The organism is Burkholderia sp. RF4-BP95 (genome assembly GCF_001521985.1).
Classification (GTDB): Bacteria; Pseudomonadota; Gammaproteobacteria; order Burkholderiales; family Burkholderiaceae; genus Burkholderia; species Burkholderia diffusa.
Genome location: NZ_LOSX01000005.1, coordinates 65,765 through 79,962 on the forward strand (window position 1 = coordinate 65,765; position 14,198 = coordinate 79,962).

General features: G+C 66.2%; 7 protein-coding genes. All 7 read left to right on the plus strand.

Annotation, left to right across the window (positions count from 1 at the left end):
* The first annotated feature begins 154 nt into the window (after nt 1-154).
* Entirely contained in the window at nt 155-3,562 is a 3,408-nt protein-coding gene (locus WS46_RS00525; protein WP_059689002.1) for a DUF2339 domain-containing protein, read from the plus strand.
* Nucleotides 3,559-4,911, plus strand: coding sequence for a DUF3999 domain-containing protein (locus tag WS46_RS00530; protein WP_059689003.1), 1,353 nt, complete (start codon nt 3,559-3,561; stop codon nt 4,909-4,911). The genes WS46_RS00525 and WS46_RS00530 overlap by 4 nt, the downstream gene beginning before the upstream one ends.
* 332 nt (nt 4,912-5,243) lie before the next feature.
* Entirely contained in the window at nt 5,244-5,549 is a 306-nt protein-coding gene (locus WS46_RS00535) for an NIPSNAP family protein (protein ID WP_059598866.1), read from the plus strand.
* Between the two features lie 311 nt (nt 5,550-5,860).
* Entirely contained in the window at nt 5,861-6,511 is a 651-nt protein-coding gene (locus WS46_RS00540) for an NADPH-dependent FMN reductase (protein WP_059534039.1), read from the plus strand.
* Between the two features lie 223 nt (nt 6,512-6,734).
* Nucleotides 6,735-6,953: a hypothetical protein gene (locus WS46_RS00545; protein ID WP_059534037.1), complete on the plus strand. Its 219-nt coding sequence runs from the start codon at nt 6,735-6,737 to the stop codon at nt 6,951-6,953.
* A 92-nt stretch (nt 6,954-7,045) separates the two neighbouring features.
* The gene (locus WS46_RS00550; protein ID WP_059689004.1) at nt 7,046-7,948 is read left to right on the plus strand and encodes a hypothetical protein; all 903 of its coding nucleotides are present in this window, start codon (nt 7,046-7,048) and stop codon (nt 7,946-7,948) included.
* A gap of 1,070 nt (nt 7,949-9,018) precedes the next feature.
* The coding region (locus tag WS46_RS34940; RefSeq protein WP_156443052.1) for an ESPR-type extended signal peptide-containing protein at nt 9,019-14,198 on the plus strand (5,180 nt) is incomplete at its 3' end.

A 14,198-nucleotide genomic window follows, 5' to 3' on the forward strand; every position in this document is an offset into this window, starting at 1 on the left:
ATCGCACTGATCGCGACGTCGCCGCGCGCCTTGGGCGTGGCGACGCGCCGACGGCGTGCGCATGCCGGTTCGCCTGCCGGCCATACTGAAACAGCCTCGATCGGGCCGTGCGCCGATCGAAGGACGATAACGAAATGAGAGAGGGAGCAAGGCGATGAATTGGGCTTTTGCCGCAATCGGTTTCATCGTGGGCGGTATCGCCGCATTGTTCGGGGATTTCTCCGCCGCCAGCGGCACGCTGCTCGGCGCGGCGGCGGGGTTCTGCATCGGTCACGCGCTGCAGCAACGCAAGCGCAAGAGCGGCGACGCGCTACCCGACGCGTTCGCGATTTACGCCAATCCCGCAACACCGCAGCCCCCTCCCGTGCCGCTCGCCGACCGCGTCGCGCGCCTCGAAGCGACGGTCGACGCGCTCACGCGCGAGCTTGACGTATTGCGTGGTCAGCTCGCGGGCGCGAAGGCCGGTGCCGCCACGGCCGGCAGCGCCGCGCAAATGCCACCGGCGACGCCCGCCTCGGTCACGCCTGCACCCGCCTCGATGCCGCCGCGGCCGTCCGTGCAGCCGGCCGTCGCGCGCGCCGACGCGCCGCCGTCGACGTCCATCCCGGCCCCCGCACCGGCCGTCGCCACGCGGACGAGCGAAGCGACCGCCGCTGCCGGCGCGCCCGCGAATCCGCCCGCGACGACTTCACCATCCACCCCGCCCGCCCCGCCGACACCCCGCGAACCTGGCATCGCCGAACGCGCGTTCCGCGCCGCGCGCGACTGGTTGCTCGGCGGCAATACGGTCGTGCGCGTGGGCATCATCGTGCTGTTCTTCGGCGTCGCGTTCCTGCTCAAGTACGCGGCCGACAACAACCTGCTGCCGATCGAATTCCGCCTCGCCGGCACGGCGCTCGCCGCGGCCGCGCTGCTCGCGATCGGCTGGCGCGTGCGTGCGCGCCGCGCGGCATACGGCCTCGTGCTGCAGGGAGGCGGCATCGGCATCCTGTACCTGACGATCTTCGCCGCGACCAAGCTCTACGCGCTGCTGCCGGTCGGCGCCGCGTTCCCGCTGATGGTCGCGGTGTGCGCGCTGAGCGCGTTCCTCGCGGTGAAGCAGAACGCGCTGCCGCTTGCATTCATGGGCAGCGCGGGCGGTTTCCTCGCGCCGGTGCTGCTGTCGACCGGCCACGGCAGCCATGTCGCGCTGTTCAGCTACTACGCATTGCTGAATGCGGGCATCTTCGCGATCGCATGGTTCAAGGCGTGGCGTCCGCTGAACCTGCTCGGCTTCGTGTTCACGTTCACGATCGGCTCCGCGTGGGGCGTGACGGCATACCGCCCCGCGCTGTTCGCGACCACCGAGCCGTTCCTGATCCTGTTCTTCCTGATGTACGTCGGCATCGCGCTGCTGTACGCGGTGAAACGCGAACTGGCGCTGCGCCACTACGTGGACGGCACGCTCGTGTTCGGCACGCCGATCGTCGCGACGGCGCTGCAGGCATCGCTCGTGAAGGGCATGCCGTTCGGGCTCGCGTGGAGCGCGGTCGCGCTGTCGGCGTTCTACGTCGCGGTCGCCGCATGGCTCGCGCGGCGCCGCGATCGTCTCGCGCTGCTGTTCGAGGCGATGCTCGCGCTGGCGGTGATCTTCGCTACGCTCGCGGTGCCGCTCGCATTTTCGGGCCCGACGACGAGTGCCGCGTGGGCGATCGAAGGCGCGGCGATCGTGTGGGTCGGCGTGCGCGAGAAACGCCTTGCGCCGTTCGGCTTCGGCCTGCTGATGCAGATCGCCGCGGCCGGCGCATTCTTCACGAGCCTGCTCGGGCCGACCGACACGAACGCGCTTCCGGTGCTCAACAGCCCGTACATCGCAATGCTGCTGATCGCGCTCGCCGGGCTGTTCACGGGCTGGTGGCTGCACGGGCGCGACGAAGCGCGCGCGTGGCACGCATGGATGCCGGACGTCGGCGCGGCGGCCGCGGCCTGGGGGCTGCTGTGGTGGCTGAGCAGCGGGCTGCACGAGATCCTCGTCTATGCGAGCCGCCACGTCGATCTGCATGCGGACCGCTTCGTCGTCGACGCGACCGCGCTGTTCGCAGCCGGCACCGCATGGCTTGCACACGTCGCGCGCCGCAAGCTCGTCTGGCCGGTCGCCGAATGGCCCGCACTCGCGCTGACGCCGGTGCTCGCGCTGCTCGCATTGCGCGCGTTCGATGCGCATGAGGCACCACTGTCGGGCATGGGCGCGTTCGCGTGGCCGATCGCCGTCGTCGCAGGCTATGCGCTGCTGCTGCGTCAGTCGCGCGGCACGGTGGCGGCTGGTCAGGTCACGGGCGCGACGGGCACGTCGGGCACGTCGGCCATTGCGGTCACCCCCACGCCGGTGATCGCGCCGCTGCACACGCTGATGTTCTGGACGTTGTGCGGGCTGTTCTCGCTCGAAGGCTTCTGGCGCCTGCGCGCGTTCGTGCCCGAAGGCGCGTGGAGCTGGAGCGCGTGGGCCTACGGCTTCGGCGCGCTGCTTCTGCTGGTTTCGGGCCCCGGCTCCCGCCTGCGCTGGCCCGTCGCCGCGTTCCCGCGTGCGTATCAGGTGTGGGGCGCCGCGCCGCTCGCCGCGCTGCTGTGGCTGTGGAGCATCGCCAGCGTGACGAGCGACGGCGATGCGTCGCCGCTGTTCTGGCTGCCGCTGCTCAATCCGCTCGACGTCGCGCAACTGCTGATCTTCGTCGCGTTCGCCACCTGGCTGCGCCGCCTGAAGACGCTCGGTGTCGGCTGGCATCCACTCGCGGCCGACCTGGCGGCGCTCGCGACCGTGTTCCTGTGGTTCAACGCGCTGCTGCTGCGCACGCTGCATCACCGTTTCCACCTTGCCTACGACATCGACGCCGTGCTGTCGTCGTTCGGCATCCAGCAGGTGTTCATGGTCGGCTGGAGCCTGTTCGCGTTCGCCGGCATGTGGCTGACGCGCCGCGACGGCATCGCGCGCGTGTGCGCGCTCGCGTCCTTGCCGCTGATCGTCGTGATGTGGATCTGGACCTTCTACGCGAACTTCACGCAGGACGGCGGCAGCTGGGCGCGCGTCCCGCTGCTCAATCCGCTCGACCTCGTGCTCGTGGTGGTCTATGCGCTCGCGGCGTCGTGGTTCGTGCGCGCGCGCAAGCTCGGCTGGTCGTTCGGCAACTACCGCGTCGAGCTGCTCGGCGCGGCCGGCGCGACGGCCTTTCTGTGGCTGAACGCGATCCTGCTGCGCACGCTGCATCACTGGACCGGCGTGCCGTACGCATTCGATGCGATGGCGGAATCGACGCTCGTGCAGGCGTCGGTTTCCGTGTACTGGACGCTCTGCGCGCTCGCGACGATGATCTGGGCCACACGCCGCGGGTTGCGTCCGCTGTGGTTCGTCGGCGCCGCGCTGCTCGCGCTCACGGTGATCAAGCTGTTCCTGTTCGACCTGTCGCACGTCACCGGCATCGAACGCATCGTGTCGTTCATCGGCATCGGCATCCTGCTGCTGTTGATCGGCTATTTCTCGCCGCTGCCGCCGAAGGCCGCGGCCCAACGGGACGATCGCCAATCATGAAACGACTCGCAGCCCTGCTCGGCCTGAGCCTGCTGACGTCGTTCGCGGCGGCCGACGGCTCGCCCGGCGCCGAACGCGTTGCCCAGCGCTTCTCGCTCGATCTCGACGGCAGCGCCGCGTATTACCAGCTCACCGTGCCGCAGGCCGTCTATGCGGCCAGCCGGCGCGACGATCTTGGCGACGTGCGCATCTTCAACGGCACCGGCGAGCCCGTGCCTTACTCGCTCGATGCGCCGACGGCGGCGGCCGTGCCGCCGTCGCGCACGCCGGTGCACTGGTTCCCGTTGCCGCCGGCGCGCGCCGACGACGGGCCTGCGCCGCTCGGCGTGTCGGTTGCGCCGGACGGCTCGCTGCGCGCGGCCGTCACCGCGCCGGCACGCGCGAAGCATGCGGCCGATCTCGTCGACTTGTCGCACGCGGACGGCGAGGTCGACGCACTGCTCGTGCACGTGAGCGACGACAGCTACCAGGGGCGTGTCGCGGTCGCGGCGAGCGACGATCTGCGCAGTTGGCGCTCGCTCGGCAGCACGCAACTGCTGAAGGTGGGGCGCGGCGGCGACATGTTGATGCAGGAACGCATCGCGCTCGAAGGCACGGGGCCGCGCTACCTGCGGCTCGACTGGCTCGACGGCGCACCCACGATCGGGTCGATCGAGATCGAAACGCAACCGCACGATGCACGCACGGCGGACAGCGCGGCCGTGCCGCGCCAATGGCGTGAAGCCGTGCACGTGCGCGCCGGCAGCGCGCCCGGCGAGTATCTGTTCGACACCGACGGCGCCTATCCGGTCGACCGCGTGCGCATCGACCTTCCACAACCGAATACGGTTGCGCGCGCAACGCTACAGAGTCGCCCCGGCGCGCAGACGCCGTGGCGCGACGTTGCCGACGTGGTGCTGTTCCGGCTGCAGGGCAAGGGCGGCGAACAGCGCAACCCGCCGCTGGCGTTCGCGTCGAATCCGGATCGCGCATGGCGAATCGTCGTCGACATGCGCAACGGCGGTCTCGGCGGTGGCCAGCCTGCCGTCGCGGTCAGCTGGCATCCGGCCGCCCTGACCTTCGTCGCGCGCGGCACGCCGCCGTTCACGCTCGGCGTCGGCAATGCGTCGCTGTCGTCGTCGGCCGTAGGCCGCGATGCGCTGCTCGTCGGGATGGCGCCGGAAGTGCGGCCCGCGCGCGTCGGCGCGGCACTGCCGGTTTCGGCGGCCCCGCCGGAGCCGGCCGCCGATAAGGATGCGATCCGCCGTTACGTGCTGTGGGTGGCGTTGGTCGTTGCGGTCGGCGTGCTCGGCACGATCGCATGGCGCCTCGCGCGCGGCGGCGGCGACACGCACACACGCGACGATTGAGGCAGGCCACGCCGGCACGACGAATCAGGCCGCAGCCGCGCGCCGCGAGGCATCGCAAGAAACATGTCGTGAAAATCACGCGAGATCGAAGCGGGACGATGGCGCGACGGCGTGCATGCTCATGGGTTCGACGCCTTCGCATCACTGACCGGATTCACCGATCGTTGCGCCCGCAAGCAGTCCGTGACGCATGCATCGGCGTCGACGCAAGCCGGCACGCGCGAAAACTTGCCCGCGATGCACGAAGCCGGCGCGAGCGCGGCCGGCTCCTCGTTGACACGCCCCGTGACGCGCTCCAGACTCGCTGATCCTCCACAGCACCGCGAGCGCCCATGGTTACCTGCTTCCTTCGCTACGTCATCGATCCGTACAAACTCGAGCAGTTCGAAACCTACGGCAAGATGTGGATTCCGCTCGTCGAGCAATTCGGCGGCACGCACCACGGCTACTTCCTGCCTTCCGAAGGCGCCAGCAACATCGCGCTCGCGATGTTCTCGTTCCCGAGCCTCGCCGAATACGAGCGCTACCGCGAACGCTCGAAAACCGATCCCGCCTGCCAGGCCGCGTTCCGGTATGCGGAGGAAACGCGCTGCATCGTCAGCTACGAGCGCAGCTTTTTCCGGCCGGTGTTCGCGTAACGCCGCAAAACGCCCACGCGTCGCCCCTCCTTTCCGGCGCCGGACGAAAAAAAGCCCCGCCTGCATCCGCGTGGCGGGGCCAACCCATGTCAGTAGAGACATCATGGAGGAGACGAGCCCATCTTATCGAGCGCGGCACGCCGTCCCAACCAAGCATTTCTGCTATCGATCTGCGTCGCCGCGCGCACGCGCGACCCGTGTGCATGGCATATCGATAGAACGAAAAGTCGTTTTCAGAGTGGCGGCGGGGTCGTTACCATCTGGTTTTAAGCCTGTGCTTAGCCGGGCAAGCCATCCCCAAGGAGCGCCCCTTGACTGCATTCGATCAACACCGCCGCCCGTTCGTGGTCGGCATCGGCGGGACCACCCGAGCCGCGTCGTCGACCGAACGCGCGCTGTCGTTCGCGCTGCGCGGCGCGCAGGCCGCCGGCGCACGCACGCGACTGTTCGACGGCCCGTTCCTGCATACGCTGCCGCACTACGCCCCCGAACACAAGACGCTGACCGACGCGCAGCGAGAGCTGATCGACACCGTGCGCGAAGCCGACGCGATCATCATCGCGACGCCCGGCTATCACGGCGGCGTGTCCGGCCTCGTGAAGAACGCGCTCGACACGCTCGAGGAACTGCGCGCCGACGAGCGCCCGTACCTCGACGGCCGCGCGGTCGGCCTGATCGTCACGGCCTACGGCTGGCAGGCCGCCGGCACCGTGCTGACGTCGCTGCGGTCGATCGTCCACGCGCTGCGCGGCTGGCCGACCCCGTTCGGCGCCACCGTGAACACGCTCGAAACGCGCTTCGACAGCGCCGACAGCTGCTCGGATCCGAAGGTCGTCGCACAGCTCGAGACCGTCGGCTCGCAGGCAGCCGAATTCGCGCTCGCGTTCGCGTCGCATCGCGCGGCCACGCATGCCGCATCGGTCGACGCGCTCGCGCCCGTGCTGAAGATCGCCAACCACTAACCTCAGCCTCCCCGCCGCCCGCGCCCGGCCGACGACGTTCGCCGCGCGCGGGCGCGCGTGTCCGACGGCGCGGTGCGCATCGCGCCGTCGCCGCCTGCTTCATGCCGTCTCCCCGCGCCGATAACGATCCCGCCCGCCACGTGATTTGCATTGGCCGAAAGATTGGTTCACGCGCGCCGCGGGTTTTCGTACGCTGAAAGCCCGAACCTTCCATGCGCACGCCATGAACCGCACGATCCGCTACAAGGGCTACGAAGTCGCCCCCGCTGCCGCCCGGCTGCCGAACGGGCTGTTCGCCGCGAACCTGACGATCGAGAAGGCAAGCGGCGGTCCGTCGCCGCGCGCCGTGTCGTTCGACGCGATCGACTTCTTCTTCGAAGAGGAGCACGCGCTCGCGTATGCGTCCCGCTGGGGACGCCTCTGGATCGACACGCAGGCCTGAGCGCAGCGCACGGCAGCGCGGGCCGGCTCGAAAATACGCGATTACGAAAGCTATGCAAGAATCTTTCGACTCGTAATCGCATAACAACAGCCATGTCCGACACGCTGCAGGAAGACCACGCAGCGGCAGATCACGCCATGCGCAACTGGACCTTCGAGCTTCAGGGTCCGGTCAGGATCGGTTCCGATGCGCACAGGCAGATGTTCTGCCGCATGCTGCTCGATACGCACAACCCGTACAAACCGGCCGTCATCGACTGGCCGCCGCTCAAGCCCGACGAACTCAAGCGGCTCACGTCGCTGCCGATCTGGGACATCGCCGTGCAGACCGAAGGCCGCGCGTCGATCCGCGTCGCCACCTTCGCGGCGACCGTCGGCGATCCGCTGTTGCGCCGGGCGCTCGAGATGGACGGCGCCGAGGAGGCCCGGCACAAGGTCGTGCTGTCGAAGCTGGTGCAGGCATACGGCATCGCGCTCGCCCCCGAGCCGCCCTATCCGGCGCCGAACGACCCCGAGTGGTCGTGGATGGTGACCGGCTTCAGCGAGTGCATCGACAGCTTCTTCGCGTTCGGCCTGTTCCGCTCCGCGCAGCGCTCCGGCTATTTCCCGCCCGAACTCGTCGACACCTTCGAACCCGTGATCCAGGAGGAAGGCCGGCACATCCTGTTCTTCGTGAACTGGTATGCGTGGTACTGGCGGAGTTTGCCGTGGTGGCGCCGGCCGTGGTTCTTCGCACGGGTCGCGGCCGTGTGGGCGTTCCTGATCCGGGAACGCATCGGTATCGCGCGCGGGATCGACGCGGACGGCGTCGCGCACGACGCGAACTTTCCGGCGACGAGCACCGCCGACATCGGCGATACGCTCAACCCGCGCGAACTGATCGAACTGTGCCTCAGCGAGAACGACCGCCGGATGGCCGGGTACGACAAACGGCTGTTGCGCCCGATGTTCGTGCCGCGCATGGCGCGCCTCGCGCTGCGATTCCTGAAGAAATAAGGCCGCGGCCGCAGGTGGCGGGCGGCGCCTCGTCCGGGGCGATGTACTGCGTCGCCCGGACACCGAGCGGCACAACCTCGACGTGCGGCCACGACCGTGATCCGCACCGCGACATCCTCTTTCGGACGAAAACGGGCAACCCTCCAGCTCGCGTCTCTCGATTCGCGCGCGGCGTCACGCCAGCCAACGCGCACCCATCCACGCGAAAGCGCTCGTCCGACGCGCTTGCGCGTCGTCTTTCCTCCCGCCGAATGCCCATCCTGGCCAGCAGGGTCGAGTGACCGTGGCTCAAATCTGACGTTTCCTGCTCGCTGCTCCCGGCGTACGCAACGTGCGCGTCTCCGACCGCCGTCGTGGACGATCCGGCTCGTCGTCCAATTCGCCTCCGAACCCATCACATGAAATTCGTCAATAGAGCAGATTCCAAACAGGAATCCCAATAGTCGGGTCAATGCACCTGTAGCACTTTTTTACAACTTTGTGACACAGACCGCCGGGGAAGGCCCGCCCCACGGGCCAGCACGGCCGGCGAAATGCGCAAACCAGCATAGCCGAACAACCCTTTCTTCATGCTTTTTTGATTTTTAAGAAAACCCGTCAAATGCAATTGAAAATCCGCTTTAAATCTCAAATTAACAAATTAACAAGGTCGTTCGATCGATCCGAGCTAGCGTCCCATCAAACATTACAATGCAGAAAGGCTAACGTTTGCCGCAAACGTTTGCTTTTTCATTTGTCTTACTTTTCGTGACATCCAATGTGCGTCACGGCACACAACGAACACGCATTCCATTGATTTTTATAGATTTTTTTAGCATCCCCCGCACCCGGCAGCGCCCTTCACTCGACATTTCACTTATTTTCAAATCACTTACAGTCCAATGCATCAAAACGCGATGCATTAACTATCTTTTAACTTTCCAAACGCTCCATTTATCACTGTTTGTCAATCTCAAAATAGCGCCTCAAATAAACTCCGCCCATCAATTTTGAGATTCGCGCGAACGCACGGCAGATTCATCTAACGAAAGAGACCGGTGTGTGGCGTGCTTATTTGGAGGTAGTAGGACATGAACCGCACATACCGCTCGATCTGGAACGAAGCCCTCGGCGCCTGGGTCGCTGCATCCGAACATGATTCGGCACGGGGCAAGCCGAACAAGTCCGCCATCGTGGTCGCGGCCGCCGCCGTGCTCGCACTGGGCCTCCCCGCGCTCGCGGAGGCCAACACGCTCAACACGCAGCAGACCTGTTTCACGGGAAGCAGCGGCGCGGTCGGCCGCGTGAACCCGGGCGGCACGTCAAATCAGGCAGGGGACGGTTCGGGCACCTATTCGGTCGTCGCAGGCTGTAACTCCAACGGCAACCTTTTCACCGGCGTCACGGTATACGGCTCGTTTGCGCAAGCGACTGGCAACGGCGCCGTCGCGACCGGCATGCAATCCTCCGCAGCCCTGTGGGGTGTGGCGACAGGTCTCGAAACGACCGCCAGCGGCACCGGCTCCACCGCGCTCGGCTTCGGCTCGACCGCAAACGCGCTGAACTCGGTCGCAATCGGCGGCGCGGGCGGCAACGGCACGACGCCGCTGTCGCAGGCAAACTCGACCATCGCATCCGGTGCGGGTTCGATCGCGATCGGCAGCAACGCAACCAAGGGCGCGCAATCGGCCGCATCGGACGGCATCGCGATCGGCGGACAATCGTCCGTCGGATCGACCGCCACGTCGGGTATCGCCGTCGGTCGTGGCTCGACAGTCAATGGCGCCTTCGGTACCTCGATCGGTGATGGCGCCGTCTCCAGCGCCACCAACGCCCAGGCTTTCGGCACCAACGCCAACGCCAGCGTGGCGGGTTCGGTCGCACTCGGTTCCAATGCCATCACGAACGGCACCGCGAACACGGCGACCGGCGGCACGGGTTCCGTCAGCAGCACGACGATCGGCAGCCAGACGTTCGGCACCTACGCCGGTGCGAGTTCCGCCGCGGGTGTGGTCAGCGTCGGCGCGGCCGGGGCCGAGCGGCGCATTCAGAACGTCGCCGCGGGCCTGGTCAGCGCGACCAGCACGGACGCGATCAACGGCAGCCAGCTTTATGCGGTCGCCAGTACGACGACGTCGAGCATTGCCAGCCTGTCCACGTCGACTTCGACGGGGATCAGCTCGCTGTCGACCGGGCTGAGCTCGACCAATAGTTCGGTGGCTTCGCTGTCGACCTCCACGTCGACGGGGCTGTCGTCGGCGAATAGCTCGATCTCGTCGCTCTCGACCTCGACCTCGACGGGTATCAATTCGCTGTCCACGGGCCTCAGCTCGACCAATAGCTCGGTGACTTCGCTGTCGACCTCCACGTCGACGGGTCTTTCGTCGGCGAACAGCTCGATCTCGTCGCTGTCCACCTCGACTTCGACCGGCATCAATTCGCTGTCGACCGGCCTCAGCTCGACCAACAGCTCGGTGACTTCGCTGTCGTCGTCCACGTCAACCGGCCTCTCGTCGGCGAACAGCTCGATCAGCTCGCTGTCCACCTCGACCTCGACCGGCATCAACTCGTTGTCGACCGGCCTGAGCTCGACCAACAGTTCGGTGACCTCGCTGTCGACCTCCACGTCGACGGGTCTGTCGTCGGCGAATAGCTCGATCAGCTCGCTGTCCACGTCGACCTCGACGGGCATCAACTCGCTGTCCACGGGTCTCAGCTCGACCAATAGTTCGGTGGCTTCGCTCTCGACTTCCACGTCGACCGGTCTCTCGTCGGCGAATAGCTCGATCAGCTCGCTGTCCACCTCGACTTCGACCGGTATCAACTCGCTGTCGACCGGCCTCAGCTCGACCAATAGCTCGGTCGCTTCGCTGTCGACTTCCACGTCGACGGGTCTGTCGTCGGCGAACAGCTCGATTTCGTCGCTCTCGACGTCGACCTCGACCGGCATCAGCTCGCTGTCCACCTCGACCTCGACGGGCATCAACTCGCTGTCCACGGGCCTCAGCTCGACCAACAGCTCGGTGACCTCGCTGTCGTCGTCTACGTCGACCGGTCTGTCGTCGGCGAACAGCTCGATCTCGTCGCTGTCCACGTCGACCTCGACCGGCATCAACTCGTTGTCTACGGGTCTCAGCTCAACCAACAGCTCGGTGACCTCGCTGTCGTCGTCCACGTCGACCGGTCTGTCGTCGGCTAATAGCTCGATTTCGTCGTTGTCCACGTCGACCTCGACGGGTATCAACTCGCTGTCCACGGGCCTCAGCTCGACCAACAGCTCGGTGACCTCGCTGTCGTCGTCTACGTCGACCGGTCTGTCGTCGGCGAACAGCTCGATCTCGTCGCTGTCCACGTCGACCTCGACCGGCATCAACTCGTTGTCTACGGGTCTCAGCTCAACCAACAGCTCGGTGACCTCGCTGTCGTCGTCCACGTCGACCGGTCTGTCGTCGGCTAATAGCTCGATTTCGTCGTTGTCCACGTCGACCTCGACGGGTATCAACTCGCTGTCCACGGGCCTCAGCTCGACCAACAGCTCGGTGACCTCGCTGTCGTCGTCCACGTCGACCGGTCTGTCGTCGGCTAATAGCTCGATCAGCTCGCTGTCCACGTCGACCTCGACGGGCATCAACTCGTTGTCGACGGGTCTGAGCTCGACCAACAGCTCGGTCGCTTCGCTCTCGACCTCGACCTCGACGGGTATCAGCTCGCTGTCCACCGGCCTCAGCACGGTCACGACCAAGACCGACAATCTCGGCAACAGCACCGCCGCAGCCCTCGGCGGCGGCGCGAGCTACAACCCGGCAACCGGCACGGTTTCCGCTCCGTCGTACACGACGTACAACGCGAACGGCACGACGTCGACCGCCAGCAGCGTCGGCTCGGCGATCGACAGCATCAACAGCCAGGGCATCAAGTACTTCCACGCGAAGTCGACGGCAGCCGACAGCCAGGCGCTCGGCACCGACTCGGTCGCAATCGGCCCGAATGCCATCGCCAACAACGCCGGCGACGTCGCACTCGGCAGCGGCTCCGTCACCGCAGCGCCCAACGCGACGCCGACGGGTACCGTCGGCGGCGTGACCACCACGTTCGCGGGCGGCAATCCGAGCAGCGTGGTGAGCGTCGGCAATGCGAGCACGGGCACCACGCGTCAAATCACCAATGTCGCGGCAGGCCAAATCACGCCGACCAGTACCGACGCGATCAACGGCTCCCAGCTCTTCGCGACCAATTCCGTCGTGGATTCGCTGTCGACGACGGTGTCGTCGTCCAGCAGCGCGATCTCGTCGCTGTCGACCGGCATCACTTCGTTGTCGACGGGGCTCAGCTCGACCAACAGCTCGGTGGCTTCGCTGTCGACTTCCACGTCGACGGGTCTGTCGTCGGCTAACAGCTCGATTGCATCGCTGTCCACGTCGACTTCGACGGGCATCAATTCGCTGTCGACCGGTCTCAGCTCGACCAACAGCTCGGTCGCTTCGCTGTCGACCTCCACGTCGACCGGTCTGTCGTCGGCGAATAGCTCGATTTCGTCGCTCTCGACTTCCACGTCGACGGGTCTCTCGTCGGCCAATAGCTCGATTGCGTCGCTGTCCACGTCGACCTCGACCGGTATCAACTCGCTGTCGACGGGCCTGAGCTCGACCAATAGCTCGGTGGCTTCGCTGTCGACTTCGACGTCGACCGGTCTGTCGTCGGCGAATAGCTCGATCAGCTCGCTCTCGACCTCGGCTTCGACGGGCATCAACTCGCTGTCGACCGGTTTGAGCTCGACCAACAGTTCGGTCGCCTCGCTGTCGACCTCCACGTCGACCGGTCTTTCGTCGGCGAATAGCTCGATCAGCTCGCTCTCCACGTCGACCTCGACGGGTATCAACTCGCTGTCGACCGGCTTGAGCTCGACCAATAGCTCGGTGGCCTCGCTGTCGACTTCCACGTCGACGGGTCTGTCGTCGGCGAACAGCTCGATCAGCTCGCTGTCCACGTCGACTTCGACCGGCCTCAGCTCGACCAATAGCTCGGTCGCCTCGCTCTCGACCTCCACGTCGACCGGTCTCTCGTCGGCAAACAGCTCGATCAGCTCGCTGTCCACCTCGACTTCGACGGGCATCAACTCGTTGTCCACGGGCCTCAGCTCGACCAATAGCTCGGTCGCCTCGCTCTCGACTTCCACGTCGACCGGTCTGTCGTCGGCGAACAGCTCGATCAGCTCGCTGTCCACCTCTACTTCGACCGGTATCAACTCGCTGTCGACCGGCCTCAGCTCGACCAATAGCTCGGTCGCTTCGCTCTCGACCTCCACGTCGACGGGTCTGTCGTCGGCCAATAGCTCGATCAGCTCGCTCTCGACGTCGACCTCGACGGGCATCAACTCACTGTCGACCGGACTCAGCTCGACCAACAGTTCGGTGGCGTCGCTCTCGACCTCCACGTCGACCGGCCTCTCCTCGGCAACCAGCTCGATTTCGTCGCTCTCGACCTCGACCTCGACCGGCATTAACTCGCTGTCCACGGGCCTCAGCTCGACCGATAGCACGGTGGCTTCGCTGTCGACCTCCACGTCGACCGGCCTCTCGTCGGCGAATAGCTCGATTTCGTCGCTCTCGACCTCGACCTCGACCGGCATTAACTCGCTGTCCACGGGCCTCAGCTCGACCGACAGCTCGGTGGCTTCGCTGTCGACCTCCACGTCGACCGGTCTCTCGTCGGCGAATAGCTCGATCTCTTCGCTGTCCACGTCGACCTCGACCGGTATCAACTCGCTGTCGACCGGCCTCAGCTCGACCAACAGCTCTGTCGCTTCGCTTTCGACTTCGACGTCGACCGGCATCAACTCGTTGTCCACGGGCCTGAGCTCGACCAATAGCTCGGTCGCTTCGCTGTCGACCTCCACGTCAACGGGTCTCTCGTCGGCGAACAGCTCGATTTCGTCGCTCTCGACTTCGACCTCGACGGGTATCAACTCGCTGTCCACAGGCCTCAGCTCGACCGATAGCTCGGTCGCTTCGCTGTCGACTTCCACGTCGACCGGTCTCTCGTCGGCAACCAGCTCGATCAGCTCGTTGTCCACCTCGACCTCGACCGGGATCAACTCGCTGTCGACCGGCCTCAGCTCGACCGATAGCTCGGTCGCTTCGCTGTCGACCTCCACGTCGACCGGCCTGTCCTCGGCAACCAGCTCGATCAGCTCGCTGTCCACCTCGACGTCGACCGGCCTCTCGTCGGCCAATAGCTCGATCAGCTCGCTGTCCACGTCGACCTCGACCGG

What these genes read in the sequence shown, in the direction of transcription:
- WS46_RS00525 (WP_059689002.1), top strand. Translation starts at nt 155, where the DNA reads ATGAATTGGGCTTTTGCCGCAATCGGTTTCATCGTGGGCGGTATCGCC.
- WS46_RS00550 (WP_059689004.1), top strand. Translation starts at nt 7,046, where the DNA reads ATGTCCGACACGCTGCAGGAAGACCACGCAGCGGCAGATCACGCCATG.
- WS46_RS00545 (WP_059534037.1), top strand. Translation starts at nt 6,735, where the DNA reads ATGAACCGCACGATCCGCTACAAGGGCTACGAAGTCGCCCCCGCTGCC.
- WS46_RS00530 (WP_059689003.1), top strand. Translation starts at nt 3,559, where the DNA reads ATGAAACGACTCGCAGCCCTGCTCGGCCTGAGCCTGCTGACGTCGTTC.
- WS46_RS00535 (WP_059598866.1), top strand. Translation starts at nt 5,244, where the DNA reads ATGGTTACCTGCTTCCTTCGCTACGTCATCGATCCGTACAAACTCGAG.